Raw genomic sequence first — 22879 nt, forward strand, 5'->3', positions numbered from 1 at the left:
TCGGTCAATGGGCCTCCGCCGCGGCCGCCGGCGACGGCGCGCCCACTTTGCGCATCAGCGGCACCATCGCGGTGGCGATCACGAAGCAGACCAGGATCACGGTGAAGGCATCGCCGTAGCTGAGCGTCTGCGCCTCGCGCATGGTCAGGGCCCACAGTTGCTTCAGCGCCGCCGCCTGGCCATGCAGCGGATCGCCGCCGAGCAGGGCCGTCTGCGCCGCTGCCACCCTGCCGAGCAGGCCGGTGACGGCCGGATTGGCGCTGGTCAGGTGTTCGGCCAGCCGCAGGAAATGCAGGTTGGTGCGGTCGTTCAGGATGGTGCCGCAGACCGCGATGCCGATGGCGCCGCCGAGGTTGCGCATCAGGTTGAACAGGCCCGACGCCAGCTTCAGCCGGTCGGGCGCGAGGCCGCCGAGCGTCAGCGTCACCGTCGGCGCCACGGCGAACTGCTGGCCGAAGCCGCGCAGGGCCTGCGGCAGCAGCAGCTCGCGCCAGCCCCAGTCATGGGTGATCGGCATGAAGTTCCACATGCTGAGCGCGAAGCAGGCCAGGCCGAACATCATCAGCCAGCGCAGGTCGAAGCGCCTGGCGAGGATGGCGTAGACCGGGATCGCCATCACCTGGAAGACGCCGGTGGAGAAGACCGCGAGGCCAATGTCCAGCGCGCTGAAGCCGCGCACATGGCCGAGGAACAGCGGCGTCAGGTAGATGGTGGCGAAGATGCCGATACCGGTGACGAACGAGAAGAAGCAGCCGAGCGCGAAATTGCGGCTCTTCAGGGCACGCAGGTCGACCACCGGATTGGCGAAGGTCAGGCTGCGCCAGATGAAGGCGACGCCGGCGATGATGGCGATCCAGCCGGTGGTGCGGATCACATCGTCGCCGAACCAGCCCCAGCGCGGACCTTCCTCGAGGGTATATTCGAGGCAGCCGAGCGCCAACGACATCAGGATCATGCCGGGATAGTCGGCACCTTTCAGCAGCGACAGGTCGGGCTTGTCGATCTTCACCAGCATCGGCACGGCGATGGTGATGAAAATGCCCGGCACCAGGTTGATGAAGAACAGCCAGTGCCAGGAATAACTTTCGGTGATCCAGCCGCCGACCGTGGGGCCGAGCGTCGGCGCCAGCGAGGCCAGCGCGCCGATGGTAGCCGCGGCCGCGACGATACGCTTGCCGGGGAAGAAGGCGAAGGCGGCGGTGAACACGGTCGGGATCATTGAGCCGCCGAGGAAGCCCTGCAGGGCGCGGAACACGATCATGCTCTCGATGTTCCAGGCAGCGCCGCACAGCAGGCTGGTGATGGTGAAGCCTGCGGCCGAGGCGGCGAACAGCCAGCGCGTCGACATCACCCGCGACAGCCAGCCGGACAGCGGAATGACGATGATCTCGGCGATCAGGTAGCTGGTCTGCACCCAGGCGGTCTCGTCGCTGCCGGCCGACAGGCCGCCGCCAATATCGCGCAAGGACGCCGAAACGATCTGGATGTCGAGCAGCGCGATGAAAAAGCCGATGCACATCACCGCGAAGGCGAAGATCTTCTGGCCCGGCGACAGGGCGTCGATGCCCTGCCCCGGTGCGCCGGCTGTCATGGCGCGCCTCCTTCTTTCGCCGCGCCTTTGGTGTCGACCGTGGCCACCACCGACAGGCCGGGCCGCAGCAGGCCAAGCCGCGATGCATCGCCGTCGAGCAGCACGCGCACCGGCACGCGTTGGACGATCTTGGTGAAGTTGCCGGTGGCATTCTCGGCCGGCAGCACGCTGAACTCCGCCCCGGTGGCCGGTGCCAGGCTGCCGACATGGCCGCGGAACTCACGACCCGGCAGCACGTCGGCGCGGATCGTCACCGGCAGGCCCGGATGCATGTGGGCGAGCTGGCTTTCCTTGAAATTGGCATCGACCCACAGGCCGCTGGCCGGCACCACCGACAGCAGCTGCGCGCCGATGGTGGCGTAGGCGCCGACCCGGGCCGACCGGTTGCCGATGGTGCCGTCGACCGGCGCCCGCAGCTCGGTATAGCCGAGGTTGAGCCGGGCGATCTCGACATTGGCCTCGGCTTCGGCCAGCGCCGCACGGACCTGCTGTTTCTGGGTGTCGATCACCGCAAGCTGGCGTTCGGCGGCATCGCGTGCGGCACGGGCGCTGTCGACAGCGGCGGCGCCTTTCCGGTTGTCGGCATCGGCCTGCTGCAGACGCTGCTGCGAGACATATTCGGCCGAGGCAAGCTGGCGATAGCGCGACACATCGGCGCGGGTACGCACCACTTCCGCATTGGCGGCGATGATCTGCGCCTCGGCCTGGGCGACCAGCGCCTCGCGCAGATGCCGGGTGGCATCGAGGTTGGCCAGCGCCGCCTGCTGCGCGGCAACAGCAGCCTCGGCGCGGGCCAGCGCCGCGCGGTAGTCGCGGTCGTCGAGCTTCACCAGCAGGTCGCCGGCATGCACTGCCTGGTTGTCGGTCACGGCGACGGCGGTGATCAGGCCCGAGACCTTCGGCGCGATCACCGTGATGTTGCCGCCGACATAGGCGTCGTCGGTCTCCTCGATGAAACGGCCCACCGTCCAGTAATCATAGCCGTATTTCGCACCGCCAAGGCCGGCGAGCAGGATGACGGCACCGAGCAGCAGGGTCTTGCGGCTGAAGCGGCGGGCCTTCACCGGGGCATCGGCCGTCGCGGCAATGCTGTCGCGGTCGACAACCATGCTGGTCATGTCAGCCTCCTGCCTTCTGGGTCTGGGCGGCAGCCTGCCGTGCGGCAAAGGCATGCCGGCGGCGGGTGCGTTCGTCGGCGGCCGGACCGGCGGCCGAGCGGAATTCGGGGATGGTGAGCGGGCGGCCGCTGTTGCGGTCGACCAGCACGGGATCGGCCGCGATGCCGGTGACGCTGTCGGCCACCACGACGGCATGGCCTTCGGGGGCAAAATGCTTGTTGCCCCAGGCCAGCAGCGACCACAGCACCGGGCGGAAGTCGCGGCCGACCTCGGTCAGCACGTATTCGTCGCGCGGCGGGCGCTCGTTATAGCGGCGGCGCTCCAGCAGGCCGGATTCGACCAGACCGTTCAGCCGGCGGCTCAGCATGTTCGGCGCGATGCCGAGGCTTTTCTGGAACTGGTCGAAGCGCGTCAGGCCGGCAAAGGCGTCGCGCAGGATCAGGATGCTCCACCATTCGCCGACCCGGTCGAGGCTGCGGGCGATGGGGCACTGCATGTTGCCGAGATTCGTGCGCTGCATGGAAACACCGTCTGGTGACTATCAGGATGATAGGAACCTAGCCCGGAAGCTTGCATCTTGAAAGTGACTATTGTCACAGTCCCGGTTTATAAAATTAAATCATTTATAATCAAATGCTTAAATATCAGGACCGGCGCTGCAGCAGGGCCCGGGCCTCGCGGGCGATCATCAGGTCCTCGTCGGTCGGGATCACCCAGGCCGAGACCCGGCTGCCCGGGGCGCTGATGCGGGTGGCGCCGACGGCATTGGCGGCCGGCAGCAGGTCGAGCCCGAGCCAGCCGGCGCCCAGGCAGACGCGGCGACGGATCTCGGCGGCATGCTCGCCGATGCCGGCGGTGAAGACGAGGGCATCGAGCCCGCCGAGCGCGGCGACCAGCGAACCGAGCTCGCGGCCGATGCGGTAGACGAACAGGTCGATGGCCCGGGCGGCACGGGGATCGTCGCTTGCCAGCAGCTCCTGCATGTCGTCGCTGACGCCCGAGACGCCATAGAGGCCGCTGTCGTGATAGAGCAGGTCGCTGACGGCCGCCGCGCTCATGCCCTTCTGCTGCATCAGATAGAGCAGCACGCCGGGATCGATGGCGCCGCAGCGCCGGCTCATCGGCAGGCCGTCGAGCGCGGTGAAGCCCATGGTGGTGGCGATGCTGCGGCCGTCCTGCAGGGCGCACATGCTGGCGCCGCTGCCCAGATGCGCCACCACGACGCGGCCGGCGGCAACCAGCGGCCCGGCCACCTCGGCCAGCCGGCCGGCGATATAGGCATAGGACAGGCCGTGAAAGCCGTAGCGGCGGATGCCGTCGCCTTCCGTCAGTGCGCGCGGCAGGGCAAAGGCCGTGGCCACCGCCGGCTGCGTATGATGGAACGCCGTGTCGAAGCAGGCGACCTGCGGCAAATCCGGATGCAGCCTGGCGATGGCCGCGATGGCGGCCAGGTGATGCGGCTGGTGCAGCGGCGCCAGCGGCACCAGCTTCTCAAGCTCCGCCGTCACCTCCGCATCGATCAGCACCGCCTGGCTGTAACGCGGCCCGCCATGCACCACCCGGTGCGCGGCGGCGACCAGCCGGTGGCCGGCGAATGCGGTGCCGATCCAGGCCAGCAACTCGCCCAGCACCGCCTCGTGGTCGCCGGTGACGCCGAGATCGCGGTCGAGCAATGCCTTGCCTGCCCCGTCCCGCGCAGTGAAGCGAACGTGATGGCCCAGCCCGGCGCATTGTCCCGCGCAGAGCAGTGTCGCCCGCGCCGGTTCGTCGGCGGCCGGGAACAGGGCGAACTTGATGCTGGACGAGCCGGCATTGAGGACGAGGATCGCCGCCGTCATGCCGCCACCTGCGGGCCGCCCGCCCGGTGCCGCGCCAGCAGCAGCGCGATGGCGCAGGAGCCGAGCCGGGCCAGCGTCTTGTCGGCGCGGCTGGTCAGGATGATCGGCACCCGGGCGCCGAGTACGATGCCGGCCACTTCGGCACCGGCGAGATATTCAAGCTGCTTGGCCAGCATGTTGCCGGCCTCGAGATCGGGCACTACGAAGATGTCGGCGCGGCCGGCAACGGCCGAGACGATGCCCTTGGTCTTCGCCGCTTCGGCGGATACCGCATTGTCGAAGGCCAGCGGCCCGTCGAGAATCCCGCCGGTGATCTGGCCGCGTTCGGCCATCTTGCACAAGGCCGCGGCATCCAGCGTGGATTGCAGCTTGGCCGTCACCGTCTCGACCGCCGACAGGATCGCCACCCGCGGTTCGGGCACGCCGAGGGCATGGGCCAGCTCGATGGCGTTCTGCACGATGTCGCGCTTGTCTTCCAGGCCCGGCACCACATTGATCGCCGCATCGGTGACGAACAGGGGCCGCGGGTAGCCCGGCGCATCGATGACGAAGACATGGCTGATGCGTCGCTTGGTGCGCAGGCCGAGGGCGCCGTCGACCACGGCATGCATCAGTTCGTCGGTATGCAGTGCGCCTTTCATCAGCGCCTCCGCCCTGCCCGCCCGCACCATGGCGACGGCGGCAGCCGCGGCGGCATCGCTGTGCTCGACGGCAACGATCTCGTAAGGCGCCAGATCGAGCGCGGCCCGGGCGGCGGCGGCGCGGATCTTCGCTTCGGGGCCGACCAGCACCGGCAGGATCAGCCCGGCTTTTGCCGCCTCGACGGCACCGAGCAGCGACGGCGCATCGACCGGATGCACCACGGCGGTGCGGATCGGCGCCAGGCCTTTCGTCATCGCGATCAGCCGGCGGTAATTGCGGCCCGTCTCGTACAGCGCCACCTCGGGCAGCACGATGCGCGGCCGGCGGATCTTTTCGGTCGGCGCCAGCACCAGCGCGGTGCCGGAAATCACCGGCGCGCCATCCTGATTGATCACCTGGCAGTCCAGCGTGACGCGATGGCCCTTGTCCTGCTTCTCCGTCACCGTCACGGTGACCGTCACGGTATCGCCCAGGCCGACCGGGCCGCGGAAGCGCAGCGACTGGTCGAGGTAGATGGTGCCGGGGCCCGGCAGTTCGGTACCCAGCACGGTGGAGATCAGCGCACCGCCCCACATGCCATGCGCGATGATCTTGTGGAACATGTCGCTGCGGGCGAAGGCCTCGTCGACATGGGCGGGATTGACGTCGCCCGACATCACCGCGAACAGGGAGATGTCGCGCTGGGTCAGCGTGCGCACCAGGCTGGCGCTGTCGCCCGGCTGCAACTCGTCATAGGTGCGGTTTTCGATGGTATCCATCGCGGCTCTCCGTGGCGGCCGCGGGGAGAACGGCCGGTGGCTGGGAAGTGAGCCGCGACACGCCGCGCATCCGGCCTGCCGTCATCCTTGCGGGTGCGGCAGGCCGGCGCGTTGATCCACGTCAAGCTGCGACAAAGGTGTCCAGACGCAGCCGCGCATCATGCAGGAGAATGCCTCAGCCTTCGAGCAGCTTCGCCACCTCGGCGAGATCCTCGGCGGTCAGCTTCGTCTCGCCGGCCTTGACGTTCTGCTCGAGCTGTTCGGGCTTGGTCGCCCCGGCGATCACGCTGGAGACCACCGGTTTGGCCAGCAGCCAGGCAAACGCCAGATCGGTCATGCCGATGCCGCGTGTGTCGCACCAGCCGCGCAGGCGTTCGACCACGGCCAGATTGGCCGGCGTCATGTAGCGGTCGGCCAGCCGCTGGGTATTGGCGAGCCGCGAGCCTTCGGCTGCCGTGCCGGCCTTGTGCTTGCCGGTCAGCAGGCCGCTGGCCAGCGGGAAGAACGGCAGGAAGCCGAGACCGAGATGCGCGCAGGCCGGCAGGCGTTCCTCCTCGGTCTTGCGGAAGACGAGGCTGAGTTCGTCCTGCGCCGAGACGAAGCGGTTGAGCCCGAGCTGGCGCGCCGTCCAGTCGGCATCGGCGATCTGCCAGCCGGTGAAGTTGGAATTGCCGATATAGCGCACCTTGCCCTGGCGGATCAGGTCGTCGAGCGCCCGCAGGGTCTCGTCGATCGGCGTGTTCGGATCGGGCTGGTGCTGCTGGTAGAGGTCGATGTAATCGGTCTGCAGCCGCTTCAGGCTGTCTTCCACCGCAGTCATGATGTAGCGGCGCGAGGCGCCGACCTTCCTACCGGCGTCATCCATCGGCATGGCGAATTTGGTTGCCAGCACGATGTCCTTGCGCCGCGCACCGAGGATCTTGCCCATCTGCGTCTCGGAGCCGCCCTTGTTGCCGTAGACATCGGCGGTGTCGAACAGGGTGATGCCAAGATCGAGCGCCTTGTGGATCACCTTGCGCGAGGCTTCGAGATCGAGGCGCATCTCGAAATTGTTGCAGCCGAGACCGACTTCGGAAACCAAAAGGCCGGACTTGCCGAGATTACGGAACTTCACGGGAGACTCTCCTTGCTGGGGAACGTATACGCAGCAAAGACCTTCAGCCGAGCATGCGCAAGGCTTCGGCCGCCGCCTGGCGGCCGGACAGCCAGGCGCCGGCGACCGACCCGATCCAGTCCTGCGGCGCGAAGGCCTCGCCGCAGAACAGCACGCGGACGCGGCCGGCCGGCCCCGACAGCGCCCGCCCGGCGATGCGGCGCGCCGCCGAAAAACCCGGCCGGGCGACGCAGATGGCGCCGCGGCTCCACGGATCGCGGCCCCAGGCCGAGGCGATGCCGCGCACGAAGCGGCGGTCAACCTCGTCGCCGAGCATGGCCTTGAGCTGCGCACGGGCCGCGGCAATGGCGGCGGCCTCGCCGCGCGCTTCGAGATCGCGGGCATAGTCGCCGCCGGCCAGCGCGATCGCCACCGGCTGGGCCTGCACATTGAGGCGGAACGCGAGGATGCCGCCGCCCTTGCCGTCACTGCCGCCGCGCGACAGCGCCTGGGTATTCACCGGCGCCTCGAAACTGCCGGGCTCGTACAGCAGGGCAATGCGGTCGAGCAGGCCGCTGCCGAGCCGCCCGAGCGCCTCGCGCTGCACATCGGGCAGGCCGGGCTGGAACAGGATGCCGTCCTTCGTGCCGGACGCCGCCAGCAGAGCCGGCGGCTGGGTGACGATGCAGGCCTCGGCGCGCACCTGGCCTTCGGCGGTGGCCAGCGTGACGCCACGGCCCGACCAGTCGATGCGGCTGACCGGACGCGACAGATAGACCGGCAGGCCCTGGGCGTAACCGGCGAGCCAGCCGCCGAGGCCGCCGGGCAGCCAGATCTCGTTGCCGGTGCCGGACAGCCGCGGCGCATCCAGCGCGGCGACCTGGTTGAACTCGACGCCGAGATGCAACGGCCCGGCCATGGCGCGGGCCAGTTCGCTCCAGCGCCCGGCAATACTGCCGGCGGTATTGCCGCTGGCCGGCACGTCTCCGTCGAGTTTCACCCGGCTGGCCAGGGCTACGTCGGCGCGCAACACTTTCGCATCGGCCAGCGCGTCGTCGATGCGGTCATAGGCGGCGCCAAGCGCGTCGTAGTCGAGCGGTTCGGCATCGCGGCTGCCGCCGCGGCTGTCGCGGTCGAACAGCCAGAAGTCGCCGTCGTCGGGCTGCATGCGCACCTCGCGGCGGCGCAGTTCAGCGACCAGCGGATTGACGTCCGAGGATTTGAGCGCGGCGGCACCGAGATCGACCGGCACGCCGAGCCGGGCGGTATCGGTCCAGACACGGCCACCGATGCGGTCGCGCGCCTCGAGCACGGCGACGCTGCGGCCGCGTTCGGTCAGCATCATGGCGGCCGCCAGCCCGGCCATGCCGGCGCCGACGATGGCGACATCGACATCGGCGGGCAATGCCGCGGTCGCCGGCGCCGCAGCCACCGTCTTGGGCAGCAGCAGCGGCGGCAGCAGGCCGGCCGCCATGCCGGTGGCGATGGCGTCGCGTCGTGTGGGAGTCTTCATGCTGCCATTATGCCGTGCGATGGCGGCAAAGCGCAAAAAATTAACGCCAGCGGGCCGGTGCCGCGCCAAGGCCTCTGGCCTCACGAAGTCGTGGCTGGTGCTGTCTTATTTATGTAAGAGGGAGATCAGGAGCCGCCGCCATGACCCGCACCACGCCGCCCGCCAAGCATTCATCAGCCGATTCGATGCTGCAGCTGGATAACCAGCTCTGCTTTGCCATCTATTCGGCCGGCCTCGCCTTCAACCGGCTGTACAAGCCGCTGCTGGACGCCATGGGCCTGACCTATCCGCAGTATCTGGTGATGCTGGCGCTGTGGGAGCAGGACGGCCAGACTGTCGGCGAGCTGGGCGAGCGGCTGTTCCTCGAATCGAGCACGCTGACCCCGCTGCTGAAGCGGCTGGAGACGGCGGGCTATGTGACGCGCCGGCGCAATCCCGACGACGAGCGCCAGGTGCGCATTGCGCTGACCAAGGCCGGCGCGGCGCTGAAGCAGCGCGCCGCCATCTGCCCGTCGACCGTGCTGGAGGCCTCGGGCCGCAGCCTTGAGGAACTGATGCGGCTGAAAGACGCCGCCAGCGGCCTGCGCGATGCGTTCAATGCTTTCATCGCTGCACGCTAGAGCAGGATCAGCGCGACCGAGCCGGCCAGAATCACGCCCATCGCGACATTGAAGATGCGCTGCCGCCGCGGATCGGTCAGCAGGCGCTGCGCGGCCGCACCGAAGGCGAGCCAGACGAAGCCGCTCGGCAGCGCCGCGGCGAGGAAAACCAGCGCGAACACGCCCGCACGCACCAGCAACCCTTCATCGCCACTGCCAGCCGGCAGATAGGTGGCGACCGCGCCGGCGGCGACCATCCATACCTTCGGATTGACCCATTGCAGCAGGGCGGCGCCGATGAAACCGACCGGTCGCGGCGGCACTGCCGGTGCAGGGTCCGTTGCCACCGGGGCCGTCGCGATTTTCCACGCCAGCCAGAGCAGAAAGGCGGCGCCGACGATGCGCATCCCCTGCAGCAGCAGGGGATGCAACTGCATCAGGCCGCCGAGGCTGGCGGCCGCGGCGAACATCAGCGCCGCGGCACCGCTGGACACGCCGAGCAGGCAGGGCAGGCCGCGCCACAGCCCGGCCTGGGCGCCGGTGGCGGTGAGCAGCACATTGCCTGGCCCCGGCGTGACAGCGGCAACCACAGCAAACAGGTAAAAGGCGATGATCTGGTCGAGCGACATGCCGCCAGCAGACAGCGCCGCGCCGGCGATGTCTGGAACGCCCGTGCAGAATATCCCGCGTAGATTATCCTGTGCGGATGGTGCGGTCAGGCTTCCGAACGGTAAGCGTGCGCGGTGAATACGCCGATCACCTTCAGCGAGCGGCTGAAATACTCCAGCTCCTGCAACGCCAGGTCGACATTGTGATGGGCCGGATGGCCCTCGATCTCGGCGTAGAATTCGGCGACCTTGAAGCCGTCCGACAGGTAGCTTTCCAGCTTGATCACGTTGACGCTGTTGGTGGCGAAGCCGCCGAGCGCCTTGTAGAGCGCGGCCGGCACGCTGCGCACCCGGAACATGATCGCGGTGACGCAGGTAGCGGCGCCGTTCGGATCGGGGTCGCGGCGCTGGCGTTCCAGCCGGATGAAGCGCGTGGTGTTGGTATGGGTATCCTCGATATCGGCGCGCAGGGTCTGCAGGCCGTAGAGCTCGCCGGCAATCGACGAGGCGATGGCCGCCTCTTCCGGATTGTTGCGCTCGGCCACTTCCCTGGCCGAACCCGCGGTGTCGCTGGCAACGACGGGCTCGAGGCCAAGGTCCCTGGTGGCGCGACGGCATTGCGACAGCGCCTGCACATGGCTGTAGACCCGCTTCAGGGTCTTCAGCGTCGTGCCCTTGGGCGCCAGCAGCTGGTGCCGCACGCGCAGGAAATGCTCGGCGGTGATGAACAGCCCGCCCTCGGGCAGCAGCTGGTGGATGTCGGCGACGCGGCCGGCGGTCGAATTCTCGATCGGGATCAGCGCACAGGCTGCCCTGCCCTCGCGCACCGCGGCAAAGGCATCCTCAAACGTCGCGCAGGGCAGCGGCGCCAGATCGGGCAGCGCCTCACGGCAGGCCAGATGCGAATAGGCACCGGGCGCACCCTGGAAGGCGACCACCTGCGCGGGGTCGGAGGATTCGGTGGCGATGACGACGGCTGGCGGCATGATGTTTCTGACTGATTTTTAGCGGGATTTCTGCATGACCTGGCGGATGCGCTCAAGGTCGGCGGGAGTATCGACACCGAGCGGCAGGGTGTCAACGACGGCCGCCGCAATCGCCATGCCGTTCTCCAGCGCGCGCAGCTGCTCGAGCTTCTCGCGCTGTTCCAGCGGCGAGGGCTTCAGGCTGACGAAACGCTCCAGCGCGGCACGGCGATAGGCGTAGATGCCGATATGATGCCACAACGGCCCCTCGCCCGACGGCACCGGGCGGCGGCTGAAATACAGCGCACGGCCGGTCGTGGCGCCGGGCGCCAGGCTGAGCACCGCCTTCACCACATTGGGGTCGTCGATCTCGTGCTTGTCCACGATCGGCGTCGCCAGGGTGGCAATGTCGATGGCCGGGTCGGCCAGCGGGGTCAGCGCCGCGGCGATCACTGTCGGGTCGATGGCCGGCAGGTCGCCCTGGAAGTTCACCACGGCGTCATGCCGGCGCTCGGGGTCGAGGCGCTGCAGGGCCTCGAAGATGCGGTCGGAGCCGGACGGATGATTCGGGTCGGTCAGCACCGCCTCACCGCCGGCCGCCTGCACGGCTTCGGCAATCGCGGCATCGCCGCATGCGACCGCGACCCGGGCGAAGCCGGCTTCCTCGGCGCGGCGCAGGCAATGCACGATCATCGGCAGGCCGTGGATGTCGGCCAGCGGCTTGTCCGGCAGGCGGGTCGAGGCGAGCCGGGAGGGGATCAGGACGATCGGATTCTGGGGCACGGCGGACATGGCGGCGGGCATGGCTGAACAGACGGCCTCGGCAGGCTGGAATCGGTGGCGGGACAGGCGGTTGCAGACGACTCGGGCAGACGGCCCAGGTGCGGCACTTCGCCGCAGCAGGCGCCACGGGAAGTCTTTGAGCCGCCGATATATACGGGTTGCGGAGGGTCCGGGGAAGCCGCTAATGTGCAGCGCGATTTTCGGGCCGTTCCGGCCTGTTTTCCCCCGTTTCGCTACCCCCGCCCCGCCGGCATGGCGCGCCGGGCGGAAGTCTGGAGTGACGAGAGATGGATAGTTTCGAGCTGAACAAGATTATTGGCGCCGTGCTGTTCTGCCTGCTGATCATCATGGGCGTCAATCAGTTCGGGAACATCCTGATCCACGAGAAGCCGATCAAGGAAGCCGGCTTCAAGGTCGAAGTCGCCGAGGAAGCCGGTGCCGCCGGCGCCGCGCCGAAGAAGGAAGAGCAGGATCCGCCGGTCGCCACCCTGCTGGCCGCCGCCGATCCGGCCGCCGGCGAAAAGGTCGCCACCAAGTGCCACGCCTGCCACACCTTCGACAAGGGCGGCGCGGCCAAGATCGGCCCGAACCTCTATGGCATCGTCGGCAACCACAAGGGCCATATGGCCGGCTTCGCCTATTCGGACGCGATCAAGAAGACCGAAGGCGACTGGACCTACGAGAACCTCTATCACTTCCTGAAGAAGCCGCAGGCCTATGCCCCGGGCACCAAGATGTCGTTCACCGGCATCCCGAACCCGAAGCAGCGCGCCGACCTGCTGGCCTACCTGCACACCCTGTCCGACAGCCCGGTGCCGTACCCGGCCGCCCAGTAAGACAGCGTTCAGAGACCAAAGGCCGGGCGGTCGACATGCGCGACATCCCGGCCTTTTTGCATGATCTGCCCGCCGGCTTCCTCGATGACGCCGTTGCCTTTGCCGGCCATCTCGCCGATCTCGCCGGCGAAGCGATCCGGCCCTATTTCCGCCAGCCGCTGGATGTCGAAAGCAAGGCCGATGCCTCGCCGGTGACGGCGGCCGACCGCGCCGCCGAGGCGGTGATGCGCAAGGCCATCGAGGCGCAGTATCCCGAGCACGGCATCTTCGGCGAGGAATACGGCCACCTGCGCCCCGAAGCGCCATGGCAGTGGATCCTCGACCCCATCGACGGCACCAAGAGCTTTGTCACCGGCCTGCCGATCTTCGGCACGCTGGTGGCGCTGACCCATGAGCACCAGCCGGTGATCGGCGTGATCGACCAGCCGGTCACCCGCGACCGCTGGCTCGGCGCGCCGGGCCGGCCGACCACCTGCAACGGCCAGCCGGCCCGCACCAGCAAGGTCGAGACGCTGGCCGGTGCCGCCGTGCTGACCACCTATGTCGATGCCTTCAGCGAGACCGAGGCGGCTGCCTTCACGCGCCTGCGCCAGAGCTGCCGCATCAACCGGATGAGCGGCGACTGCATCGCCTATGCCATGGTCGCCTCGGGGTTCGCCGAACTGGCGCTCGACGGCCATATGCAGCCCTATGATTATGCCGCCCTGGTACCGGTGGTCGCGGGCGCCGGCGGTCTTATATCCGACTGGGAGGGCCGGCCGCTGACCACCGCCGGCCGGTCGCGGGTGATCGCCGCCGCCAATCCGGCGCTGCACCGGGCCGCGCTCGACATTCTCGCCGGAGCCTGAATCTCCCGGCCGCGCCATTTACGGGAGTCCGCCATGCGTTTCGCCATTGCCAGTCTTGCCGTCTTCCTGCTGCTGTCGGGAGCGGCTGCCGCGCAGACGAAAACCAGCCATGCACTGTCGCTTGGCGATGCCCCGAAATATGGCGCGGACTTCAAGCAGCTCGATTACGTCAACGTGGATGCGCCCAAGGGCGGCGAGCTGAAGCTGGCGACGCCGTCCGGTTTCGACAGCCTCAATCCCTTCATTCCCAAGGGCGATTCGGCGCCGGGCCTCGGCCTCGTCTACGAAACCCTGATGACCCAGCCGCCGGATGACGACCTCAGCGAATACGGCCTGCTGGCCGAGAGCGTCGAGGTGCCGGACGACCTGAGCTGGATCGTCTTCACCCTGCGGCCGCAGGCGACATGGGCCGACGGCCAGCCGGTTACCGCCGACGACGTGGTCTGGAGCTTCGACCAGATCAGGAAGGACGGCGCGCCGACCATGCAGCTCTATTACGCCAATGTGGCCAAGGCCGAGGCGCTGGGGCCGCGCAAGGTGAAATTCAGCTTCTCGGGCCCGAAGAACCGCGAGCTGCCGCAGATCATGGGCCAGTTGCCGGTGCTGCAGAAGGCGGTGTGGGCGAAGCGCGGCTTCGACAAGGTGACGCTGGAGCCCTGGGCCGGCTCGGGTCCCTACCGGATCAAGAGCTTCGAAGCCAACCGCGCCATCACCTACGAACGCCGCGCCGACTGGTGGGGCAAGGACCTGCCGATCAACCGCGGCCGCTATAATTTCGGCATCATCCGCTACGACGTCTATCGCGACCAGACGGTGATGCGCGAGGCCTTCAAGTCGGGCCAGTATGATTTCCGCAGCGAGAACAGCGGCCGCGAATGGGCCACCTTCTACACTTTCCCGGCCATCGAGCAGGGCCTGGTGAAGAAGGAAATGGTCAAGCACAACCGGCCCGGCGGCATCAGCGGTTTCATCTACAACACCCGGCGCGACAAGTTCAGCGACCCGCGGGTGCGCCACGCACTCACGCTCGCCTGGGATTTCGAATGGGTGAACAAGAACCTCGCCTATGGCGCCTATTACCGGCCCGCCAGCTATTTCGACAATTCGATCTTTGCCGCCGAGGGCGCGCCCTCGCCCGACGAACTGAAGCTGCTGGAGCCGCTGCGCGACAAATTGCCGAAAGAGGTGTTCGGTCCGGCCTGGAAGCCGCCGGTCTCGGACGGCAGCGGCTTTGACCGCAAGAACCTGCGCGAGGCGACGAAGCTGCTGAAGGAGGCCGGCTGGGAGGTCAAGGACGGCAGGCTGGTGAACGCCAAGGGCGAGCCGTTCACCATCACCTTCATGATGCAGGACCCGTCCTACGAACGCATGGCGGCGCCCTGGGCGCAGAGCCTGCAGCGGCTCGGCATCACCCTGACCATGCAGGCCATCGACAGCGCCCAGTATGTGCGGCGCCTGCGCGAGTTCGACTACGACGTGATCTATGCCGGCTGGGGCCAGTCGAGCTCGCCGGGCAACGAACAGCGGTTCTTCTTTTCCAGCAAGGCGGCCGACAATCCCGGCAGCCAGAATTATGCCGGCATCAAGAACCCGGCCATCGACACCCTGATCGACGACGTGATCGGCGCGCCGAGCCGGCATGCACTGATCCCGGCGGTTCGCGCGCTCGACCGTGCGCTGACCTGGGGCTGGTATATCTCGCCGAGCTTTGCACTGAATGCCGACCGTATCGCATACTGGAACAAGTTCGGCATGCCGGCGAAAAACCCGGCCAGCGGCGTCGACTTCATGTCCTGGTGGGTCGATCCGGCCAAGGCGGCGAAGCTCGCCGCCGCCCGCCAGTGACCATCACAGAGAGAGCGCAATGACCTGGCTTTCCCCCGTCACCCTGCAGGACGACCGCGTCGCGCTGGTCCCGCTGGCCCATGCCCATGCCGCCGACCTGACCGAGGCGGTCAAGGACGGCGAGCTGTGGAAGCTGTGGTACACGGCGATCCCGGCACCGGAGACGATGACAGCCGAAATCGACAACCGGCTCGCCCTGCAGGCCCAGGGCAGCATGCTGCCGTTCACGGTGATGGACCGCACCAGTGGCAAGGCAGTCGGCATGACCACCTACATGCATGTCGATGCCGCCAACAAACGGGTCGAGATCGGCGCCACCTGGTATCGCAAATCCGTGCAGCGCACGACGCTGAACACCCGGGCCAAGCTGCTGCTGCTGGAATACGCCTTCGAGACGCTTGACTGCATCGCCGTCGAATTCCGCACGCATTTCTTCAACCGGCAGAGCCGCCAGGCGATCGAGCGGCTCGGCGCCAAGCTCGACGGCGTGCTGCGCAGCCACCAGGTCGCCCGCAATGGTACATTGCGCGATACCTGCGTTTACAGCATCCTGCCGGTAGAATGGCCCACCGTGAAAGCCAGCCTGCGCTTCCGCATCGACGGCACTGCGGACAAGTCGGAGTGACCAGCCGACGCGACGCCCTGTTCCTGCTGTTCGCCGCCGGCCTGGTCCGCCCGGGAGCGGCGCGGGCCGCCGCCGATATTGTCGGCCCGCGCCATGGCCTGTCCGCTTTCGGCGACCTGAAATACCCGGCCGGTTTCGCCCATTTCGACTACGTCAATCCGGCGGCGCCGAAGGGCGGCGAGCTGCGCGCCTGGCAGCTCGACAGTTTCGACAACCTCAATCCGCTGATCCTCAAGGGCGTGCAGGCCATCGATCTCGAACTGGCCTATGAAAGCCTGATGACCCGGGCCTTCGACGAGCCCGACGCGCTGTACGGCTCGATTGCCGAGAGTGCCGAACTCGGATCCGGCCGTGCCTGGGCCGCCTTCACCATCCGCCCCGGGGCGCGCTGGGACACCGGCGCGCCCATCACCGCCGAGGATGTCGTCTTCACTTTCGAAGCCGTGAAGAAGGATGGCCACCCGCTCTACCAGCTGGTCCTGCACGACCTGCTCGAAGTCGTCGCCGAAGGGCCGCACCGCGTGGTGTTCCGCTTCGCCGAAACCGAAAGCCGCCGCGACCTGCCGCTGATCGTGGCGTCGCTGCCGATCATGTCGAAGGCCTGGTTCGCCGGGCGCAATTTCGCCGATCCGGTGCTGCAGCCGCCGCCCTCGTCGGGCGCCTACCGCATCGCCCGGGTCGATGCCGGGCGCAGCCTGGTGTTCGAGCGGGTGAAGGACTGGTGGGGCCGCGACCTGCCGGCGCATCGCGGCCAGCATAATTTCGACATCGTGCGCGAGGATTACTACCGCGACCGCGACATCGCCGCCGAAGCCTTCTTCGCCGGCGAATACGACTATCGCGAGGAGATCACCGCGCGGCTCTGGGCCACCGGCTACAAGGGCCGGCCGGCCTTCGATGCCGGCAGGATCATGCGCGCGGTGCTGAAGGACGGCACGCCGTCGGGCGTGCAGGCCTGGTTCCTCAACAGCCGCAAGCCGCAGCTCGCCGATCCCCGCGTGCGCCAGGCGCTCAACCTCGCCTTCGATTTCGAGTGGATGAACAAGACGCTGTTCTACAGCCTGTACAAACGCACCCGCTCGATGTTCGAGAATTCCGACCTCGCCGCCAGCGGCCTGCCCTCGGCGGCGGAACTGAAACTGCTGGAGCCCTGGCGCGGCCGCGTCCCCGAGGCGGTGTTCACCACCGAATACCAGCCACCCAAGACCGACGGCTCGGGCCGCAACCGCGCCAACCTCAAGCAGGCCCAGGCCCTGCTGATTGCGGCCGGCTGGCAAGTGAAGGACGGCCAGCTCGCCGATGCCGCCGGCAAACCCTTCACACTGGAATTCCTGCTGTTCGAGCCGAGCTTCGAGCGCATCGTGCTGCCCTTCATGCGCAATCTCGAGCTGATCGGCATCCGGCCGACGATCCGCGTGGTCGACGTCACCGCCTTCGAAAACCGCATGCGCAGCTTCGATTTCGACATCATCAGCCGGCGCTTCGCCCAGCCGCTGACCCCCGGGGTCGAACAGCGCAATTTCTGGTCGTCGGCCAGCGCCGCCACCGTCGGCAGCTACAATCTCTCCGGCATCCGCGATCCGGCCGTCGACGACCTGGTCGAACATATCGTCAAGGCACCGGACCGCGAGGCCCTGCGCACCGCCTGCCGGGCGCTCGACCGGGTGCTGATGTGGGGCTGGTATGTGATCCCGCACTGGTACAGCGGTACGGTGAAACTCGCCTGGTGGGACCGGTTCGGCAAGCCGGCCGGGAAACCGCCCTATGCCACCGGCCTGCAGGAGACCTGGTGGGTCGATGCAGCCCGGGACCGGGCGTTGAATCTGCCGCGGCAAAGATGAGAGACTGAGCCATGCTCGCCTATATCCTGCGCCGCTTGCTGCTGATTGTGCCCACCCTGCTCGGCATCATGGTGGTCAATTTCGCCGTCATCCAGTTCGCCCCGGGCGGCCCGGTCGAACAGGTGATCGCCCAGGTCACCGGCACCGCGGCCGATGCCGCCGGCCGCGTCTCCGGCGGCAGCGGCGGCGAGAGCGGCGTCACCGGCGCGGCGATGGCCCAGGCCGGCAGCGGCGCCGGCAAATACCGCGGCGCCCAGGGCCTCGATCCGGAATTCATCAGGAAGATCGAAAAGCAGTTCGGCTTCGACAAGCCGGCGCCGGAACGCTTCTGGCTGATGCTGAAGAATTATGCCCGTCTCGATTTCGGCGAGAGCTATTTCAAGGGCCGGCCGGTGATCGACCTGATCATCGAGAAACTGCCGGTGTCGATCTCGCTCGGCCTGTGGACCACCTTGCTGGTCTACCTGATCTCGATCCCGCTCGGTGTCGCCAAGGCGGTGCGCGACGGCAGCCGTTTCGACCTCTGGAGTTCAGCCGCCATCGTCATCGGCTATGCCATCCCGAGCTTCCTGTTCGCCGTGCTGCTGATCGTACTGTTCGCCGGCGGCAGCTTCGTGCAGTGGTTTCCGTTGCGCGGCCTGACCTCGGACAACTGGGGCGACCTGTCCTGGCCGGCGAAGATCACCGACTATTTCTGGCATATCGCCCTGCCGGTGCTGTCCATGGTGATCGGCGGCTTCGCCAGCCTGACCATGCTGACCAAGAATTCCTTCCTTGAGGAAATCAACAAGCTCTATGTGCTGACCGCCCGCGCCAAGGGCCTCAGCGAGCGCCGCGTGCTCTACGGCCATGTCTTCCGCAATGCCATGCTGATCGTCATCGCCGGCTTTCCCGGCGCCTTCATCAGCATCCTGTTCACATCTTCCCTGCTGATCGAGGTGATCTTCTCGCTCGACGGTTTGGGACTGCTCGGTTTCGAGGCGGCGCTGAAACGCGACTACCCGATCATGTTCGGCTCGCTGTTCATCTTCACGCTGCTGGGCCTGATCGTCGGGCTGGTCTCCGACCTGACCTATGTGATGGTCGATCCGCGCATCGATTTCGAAAGCCGGCAGGCCTGACGCGATGACGCCAAGCCGCCTCCCCAACTCTTTTGTCACCCTCGGGCTTGACCCGAGGGTCTCATTTTCCTTCCCGACAGCCGTACAAAATGGGATGCCCGGGTCAAGCCCGGGCATGACGAAGAAAAAGGATCGGGCCTGACCATGCAGATCAGCCCGATCAACCGGCGCCGCTGGCACAACTTCCGCAGCAACCGCCGCGGCTTCTGGTCGCTGTGGATCTTCGCCATCCTGTTCGTCCTCAGCCTGTTCGCCGAACTGATCGCCAATGATGCGCCGCTGCTGGTGCGCTACGACAGCCAGTTCTATTTTCCGGTCTTCAAGGCCTATCCGGAGACCACCTTCGGCGGCGATTTCGAAACCGAGGCGAAATACCGCGACCCCTTTGTGCAAGAGCTGATCCACGACAAGGGCGGCTGGATGGTCTGGCCGCCGCTGCATTACAGCTATCGCACCATCAACTACGATCTCGGCCGGCCGGCGCCGGCGCCGCCCTCGACGGAGAACTGGCTCGGCACCGACGACCAGGGCCGCGACGTGCTGGCCCGGCTGATCTACGGCTTTCGCATCTCGATCCTGTTCGGCCTGGTGCTGACGGCGGTCAGCTCGGTGATCGGCGTCGCCGCCGGCGCCGTGCAGGGCTATTTCGGCGGCCTGACCGACCTGTTGTTCCAGCGCTTCATGGAAATCTGGTCCGGCCTGCCGACGCTCTACCTGCTGATCATCATGGCCAGCATCGTGCAGCCGAATTTCTGGTGGCTGCTCGGCATCATGCTGCTGTTCTCGTGGATGTCGCTGGTCGGCGTGGTGCGCGCCGAATTCCTGCGCGCGCGCAATTTCGGCTATGTCCGCGCCGCCCGCGCGCTCGGCGTCTCCGATGTGGCCATCATGTTTCGCCATCTGCTGCCCAACGCCATGGTGGCCAGCCTGACCATGCTGCCCTTCGTGCTGAACGGCGCGATTACCACGCTGACCGCGCTCGATTTCCTCGGCTTCGGCCTGCCGCCCGGCTCGCCCTCGCTCGGCGAGCTGCTCAGCCAGGGCAAGACCAACATCCAGGCGCCCTGGCTCGGCATTACCGCCTTTGCCATCCTGGCGCTGATGCTGAGCCTGCTGATCTTCATCGGCGAGGCGGTGCGCGACGCCTTCGACCCGCGCAAGACCTTCCGGTGAGCGCCATGGCACGCGGCGAGACCATCCTGCAGGTAGAAGACCTGAGCGTGCGCTTCGGGGAAGGGTCCGGTGCCGTCGATGCGGTCCGCCACGTCAGCTTCGACCTCGCCCGCAGCGAGACGCTGGCACTGGTCGGCGAAAGCGGCTCGGGCAAGTCGGTCACCGCGCTGTCCGTGCTGCAGCTGCTGCCCTATCCGCTGGCCAGCCATCCGTCCGGCTCGATCCGCTTCCGCGGCGAGGAGATGGTCGGCGCGAAACCGACCGTGCTGCAGGCGATCCGCGGCAACCGCATCGCCATGGTGTTCCAGGAACCGATGACCTCGCTGAACCCGCTGCACAGCATCGAGCAGCAGGTCAACGAGGTGCTGCTGCTGCACAAGAAGATGAGCCGCACGGCGGCTCGCGCCCGCACCCTGGAACTGCTGCGGCTGGTCGGCCTGCAGGATGCCGAAAGCCGGCTCGGCGCCTATCCGCACCAGCTGTCGGGCGGCCAGCGCCAGCGCGTGATGATCGCCATGGCGCTGGCCAACGAGCCCGACATCCTGATTGCCGACGAGCCGACCACGGCGCTCGATGTCACCATCCAGGCGCAGATCCTGAAACTGCTGAAGGAGCTGCAGGGCCGGCTCGGCATGGCCCTGCTGCTGATCACCCATGACCTCAATGTCGTGCGCAAGGTGGCCGACAAGGTCTGCGTGATGACCCATGGCGAGATCGTCGAGGCCGGCCCGGTCGCTGGTGTCTTTGCCGCGCCCCAGCACCCCTATACCCGCAAGCTGCTGGCGGCCGAGCCGAAAGGCCAGCCGCCGACCTCCCATCCGGAGGCGCCGCTGGTGATGCAGGCCGACAATGTGAAGGTCTGGTTCCCGATCACCCGCGGCCTGCTGCGCCGCACCGTCGGCCATATCAAGGCGGTGGATGGCATCAGCCTCGCCATCCACGCCGGCGAGACACTCGGCGTGGTCGGGGAAAGCGGCTCGGGCAAGTCGACGCTGGGCTATGCGCTGCTGCGCCTGCAACGCAGCGAGGGCGGCATCCGTTTCAACGGCAGCGACCTGCAGGGCAAGAGCTGGGGCGAGATGCGCCCGCTGCGGCGCGCGATGCAGATCGTCTTCCAGGACCCGTATGATTCGCTGAGTCCGCGCATGTCGATCCACGACATCGTCGCCGAGGGGCTGAAGCTGCACGACATGGGCGGCAGCGACGCCGGGCGGCGGCAGATGGTCGCCGCGGCGCTGGAGGAAGTCGGCCTCGACCCGGCCACCATGGACCGCTACCCCCATGAATTCTCCGGCGGCCAGCGCCAGCGCGTCGCCATTGCCCGCGCCATGGTGCTCAAGCCGCGTTTCGTGGTGCTGGACGAGCCGACCTCGGCGCTCGACATGAGCGTGCAGGCGCAGATCGTCGACCTGCTGCGCGATCTTCAAAGAAAGCACGACCTTGCATACCTGTTCATCAGCCATGACCTGCGGGTGGTGCGCGCGCTGGCCGACCGGGTGATGGTGATGAAGGACGGCCGCATCGTCGAAGAAGCCCCGGCGGCGCAGATCTTCTCGGCGCCGCGCACCGATTATACCCGCGCTCTGATCGCGGCGGCCTTCGACCTCGAGGTCATTCATGCCGCTGCCGTGCGCACGTAATCCGCCGTCACCGAGTCCACCATGGCCCTGCTGATCTATTCGCCCTCGCATCCGGTCGCCGACTGGGCCGCCGCGATCCGCGCGCTGGCACCCGATCTCGACGTGCGTCTCTGGCCGGAGGTCGGCGACCTGGCCGAGATCGAGGTGGCGCTGGTGTGGAAGCCGCCGGCCGGCCTGCTGCAGTCGTTTCCGAACCTGAAGCTGATGCAGAGCTTCGGCGCCGGTGTCGACGGCATTCTCGCCGACCCGAATATCCCGCGCCATGTGCCGCTCGCCCGCGTGGTCGACGGCAACCTGACCGTCGGCATGACCGAATACGTGCTGCTGCATGTGCTGCACTTCCACCGGCAGGTGGCGGCAATGCAGCAGAACCAGCGCAACGGCAAATGGCAGTGGCTGCCGCCGGTCGATCCCGGCCAGCGCATCATCGGCATCATGGGCATGGGTACGCTGGGCAGCCATGCGGCGCAGAAGCTGCTCGGGCTCGGTTTCCAGGTGGCAAGCTGGAGCCGCGGCCTGAAGGCGATCGACGGCGTCACCAGTTTCCATGGCGACGAACATCTCGAGGGCTTCCTGCGCCTCTGCAATGTGCTGGTCTGCCTGCTGCCGCTGACGCCGCAGACCCGCGGCATCATCTGCCGCCGCACCCTGTCGCTGCTGCCGCGCGGCGCCTATGTGATCAATGCCGCGCGCGGCGGCCATGTGGTCGACGACGACCTGCTGCATGCGCTGGACAGCGACTGGCTGTCGGGCGCCACGCTGGATGTGTTCAACGAGGAGCCGCTGCGCGACGGCCATCCGTTCTGGACCCACCCGAAGGTGACGGTGACGCCGCATAATGCCGCCGACAGCATTCCGGCCCATGTGGCGCCGCAGATCGTCGACAATATCCGCCGCCTGCAGACCGGCCAGCCGATCCTGCGGCTGGTGGATTACACGCGGGGCTACTAGGGCCGGGCGCCGGACGGCGCCGTTACTGCCACTTGCGGAAGACGTCGACGAATTTTTCCTCGCCGCAGGCGATGAAATAGCCGCGCAGCGAGCAGTTTTCGCTCTCACCAAGCCGGCGGCGCACCGCCTGCAGGGCCGGCAGCATCTCCTTGGCGAGCTGCTTATCCTTGAAGCGCATCACCTCGCCCTCGGTGCGGGCACCGTCATAGAGCACGCCGATACTCTCTTCCGAGAGGATTTCGGGCCGCCGCTTGATGTAGGTGTTAAGGCTTTTCAGGCCGCCGGTATTGCGGATGAAGGACTGGAAATTGCTGAGGCCGGTGATGCGCTTGTCGGGCGCCGCCTCTTCCTCGTTGCAGCCTGCCAGCGGCAGCGCCAGCAGCACAAAACCCAGCACCGCAAGGCGCGCGACACGTCCCACCATTTTCCCCTCCACCCGGCCAGGACCCACACCCCACGCAGGGTCCTGTACGCGCGGAAGTTATCGGGGC

21 protein-coding genes are annotated in these 22879 nt (G+C 67.5%); 10 read left to right on the top strand and 11 right to left on the bottom strand.

The window, feature by feature from the left end:
• Nucleotides 1-4: 4 nt before the first annotated feature.
• The 7 genes from ACFOOQ_RS03450 to ACFOOQ_RS03480 form a co-directional block, all read right to left on the bottom strand.
• Nucleotides 5-1591 carry a DHA2 family efflux MFS transporter permease subunit gene (locus ACFOOQ_RS03450; protein WP_379721821.1) on the bottom strand — a complete coding sequence of 529 codons (1587 nt, stop codon included), beginning with the start codon at nucleotides 1589-1591 and terminating at the stop codon, nucleotides 5-7.
• The gene (locus ACFOOQ_RS03455; RefSeq protein WP_379721824.1) at nucleotides 1588-2709 is read right to left on the bottom strand and encodes an HlyD family secretion protein; all 1122 of its coding nucleotides are present in this window, start codon (nucleotides 2707-2709) and stop codon (nucleotides 1588-1590) included. Before ACFOOQ_RS03455 ends, ACFOOQ_RS03450 begins: the two co-directional genes overlap by 4 nt.
• 1 nt (nucleotide 2710) lies before the next feature.
• On the bottom strand, nucleotides 2711-3229 hold the full coding sequence (locus tag ACFOOQ_RS03460; protein WP_379721827.1) for a winged helix-turn-helix transcriptional regulator: 519 nt from the start codon (nucleotides 3227-3229) through the stop codon (nucleotides 2711-2713).
• A gap of 124 nt (nucleotides 3230-3353) precedes the next feature.
• Nucleotides 3354-4547, bottom strand: coding sequence for an acetate/propionate family kinase (locus ACFOOQ_RS03465; protein WP_379721830.1), 1194 nt, complete (start codon nucleotides 4545-4547; stop codon nucleotides 3354-3356).
• Nucleotides 4544-5947, bottom strand: a complete 1404-nt coding sequence (locus tag ACFOOQ_RS03470) for a bifunctional enoyl-CoA hydratase/phosphate acetyltransferase (protein WP_379721833.1) — start codon at nucleotides 5945-5947, stop codon at nucleotides 4544-4546. The genes ACFOOQ_RS03465 and ACFOOQ_RS03470 overlap by 4 nt, the downstream gene beginning before the upstream one ends.
• Before the next feature lie 175 nt (nucleotides 5948-6122).
• Nucleotides 6123-7061, bottom strand: coding sequence for an aldo/keto reductase (locus ACFOOQ_RS03475; RefSeq protein WP_379721836.1), 939 nt, complete (start codon nucleotides 7059-7061; stop codon nucleotides 6123-6125).
• Between the two features lie 43 nt (nucleotides 7062-7104).
• Nucleotides 7105-8553: a flavin monoamine oxidase family protein gene (locus tag ACFOOQ_RS03480; RefSeq protein WP_379721839.1), complete on the bottom strand. Its 1449-nt coding sequence runs from the start codon at nucleotides 8551-8553 to the stop codon at nucleotides 7105-7107.
• A 140-nt stretch (nucleotides 8554-8693) separates the two neighbouring features.
• Between ACFOOQ_RS03480 and ACFOOQ_RS03485 the strand changes: the two genes are divergently transcribed.
• Nucleotides 8694-9173: a MarR family winged helix-turn-helix transcriptional regulator gene (locus ACFOOQ_RS03485; RefSeq protein WP_379721843.1), complete on the top strand. Its 480-nt coding sequence runs from the start codon at nucleotides 8694-8696 to the stop codon at nucleotides 9171-9173.
• On the opposite strand, the gene ACFOOQ_RS03490 is transcribed toward ACFOOQ_RS03485, so the two are convergent.
• The 3 genes from ACFOOQ_RS03490 to ACFOOQ_RS03500 form a co-directional block, all read right to left on the bottom strand.
• Nucleotides 9170-9781 carry a LysE family translocator gene (locus ACFOOQ_RS03490; RefSeq protein ID WP_379721846.1) on the bottom strand — a complete coding sequence of 204 codons (612 nt, stop codon included), beginning with the start codon at nucleotides 9779-9781 and terminating at the stop codon, nucleotides 9170-9172. The genes ACFOOQ_RS03485 and ACFOOQ_RS03490 overlap by 4 nt on opposite strands.
• An 86-nt stretch (nucleotides 9782-9867) precedes the next feature.
• Nucleotides 9868-10746, bottom strand: a complete 879-nt coding sequence (locus tag ACFOOQ_RS03495; protein ID WP_379721849.1) for a prephenate dehydratase — start codon at nucleotides 10744-10746, stop codon at nucleotides 9868-9870.
• An 18-nt stretch (nucleotides 10747-10764) separates the two neighbouring features.
• Nucleotides 10765-11517, bottom strand: a complete 753-nt coding sequence (locus ACFOOQ_RS03500) for a 3-deoxy-manno-octulosonate cytidylyltransferase (protein WP_379721852.1) — start codon at nucleotides 11515-11517, stop codon at nucleotides 10765-10767.
• 278 nt (nucleotides 11518-11795) lie between these two features.
• Here ACFOOQ_RS03500 and ACFOOQ_RS03505 point away from each other — a divergent pair, with 278 nt between their 5' ends.
• The 9 genes from ACFOOQ_RS03505 (at nucleotide 11796) to ACFOOQ_RS03545 (ending at nucleotide 22388) form a co-directional block, all read left to right on the top strand.
• Complete coding sequence (locus ACFOOQ_RS03505) at nucleotides 11796-12344, top strand: c-type cytochrome (RefSeq protein ID WP_379721855.1); 549 nt, start codon at nucleotides 11796-11798, stop codon at nucleotides 12342-12344.
• Between the two features lie 35 nt (nucleotides 12345-12379).
• A complete protein-coding gene (gene hisN / locus ACFOOQ_RS03510) occupies nucleotides 12380-13192 on the top strand; it encodes a histidinol-phosphatase (RefSeq protein ID WP_379721858.1) in 813 nt (270 codons plus the stop codon).
• A 33-nt stretch (nucleotides 13193-13225) separates the two neighbouring features.
• On the top strand, nucleotides 13226-15037 hold the full coding sequence (locus ACFOOQ_RS03515) for an extracellular solute-binding protein (protein ID WP_379721861.1): 1812 nt from the start codon (nucleotides 13226-13228) through the stop codon (nucleotides 15035-15037).
• A gap of 19 nt (nucleotides 15038-15056) precedes the next feature.
• Nucleotides 15057-15662 (top strand): GNAT family N-acetyltransferase, encoded by a 606-nt coding sequence (locus tag ACFOOQ_RS03520; RefSeq protein WP_379721864.1) that lies wholly within the window; start codon nucleotides 15057-15059, stop codon nucleotides 15660-15662.
• Nucleotides 15659-17503, top strand: coding sequence for an extracellular solute-binding protein (locus ACFOOQ_RS03525; RefSeq protein WP_379721867.1), 1845 nt, complete (start codon nucleotides 15659-15661; stop codon nucleotides 17501-17503). The genes ACFOOQ_RS03520 and ACFOOQ_RS03525 overlap by 4 nt, the downstream gene beginning before the upstream one ends.
• Nucleotides 17504-17514: 11 nt before the next feature.
• Nucleotides 17515-18624 carry a microcin C ABC transporter permease YejB gene (locus ACFOOQ_RS03530; protein WP_379721869.1) on the top strand — a complete coding sequence of 370 codons (1110 nt, stop codon included), beginning with the start codon at nucleotides 17515-17517 and terminating at the stop codon, nucleotides 18622-18624.
• Nucleotides 18625-18768: 144 nt separating this feature from the next.
• Nucleotides 18769-19797 (top strand): ABC transporter permease, encoded by a 1029-nt coding sequence (locus ACFOOQ_RS03535; RefSeq protein ID WP_379721872.1) that lies wholly within the window; start codon nucleotides 18769-18771, stop codon nucleotides 19795-19797.
• A gap of 5 nt (nucleotides 19798-19802) precedes the next feature.
• Complete coding sequence (locus ACFOOQ_RS03540) at nucleotides 19803-21437, top strand: ABC transporter ATP-binding protein (RefSeq protein WP_379721875.1); 1635 nt, start codon at nucleotides 19803-19805, stop codon at nucleotides 21435-21437.
• Between the two features lie 21 nt (nucleotides 21438-21458).
• The gene (locus tag ACFOOQ_RS03545) at nucleotides 21459-22388 is read left to right on the top strand and encodes a 2-hydroxyacid dehydrogenase (RefSeq protein WP_379721878.1); all 930 of its coding nucleotides are present in this window, start codon (nucleotides 21459-21461) and stop codon (nucleotides 22386-22388) included.
• Between the two features lie 22 nt (nucleotides 22389-22410).
• Here the strand turns inward: ACFOOQ_RS03545 and ACFOOQ_RS03550 are convergent, their stop codons facing one another.
• On the bottom strand, nucleotides 22411-22812 hold the full coding sequence (locus ACFOOQ_RS03550; protein ID WP_379721881.1) for a hypothetical protein: 402 nt from the start codon (nucleotides 22810-22812) through the stop codon (nucleotides 22411-22413).
• Nucleotides 22813-22879 lie beyond the last annotated feature (67 nt).

Source organism: Ferrovibrio xuzhouensis (assembly GCF_042648965.1).
Taxonomy (GTDB): domain Bacteria; phylum Pseudomonadota; class Alphaproteobacteria; order Ferrovibrionales; family Ferrovibrionaceae; genus Ferrovibrio; species Ferrovibrio xuzhouensis.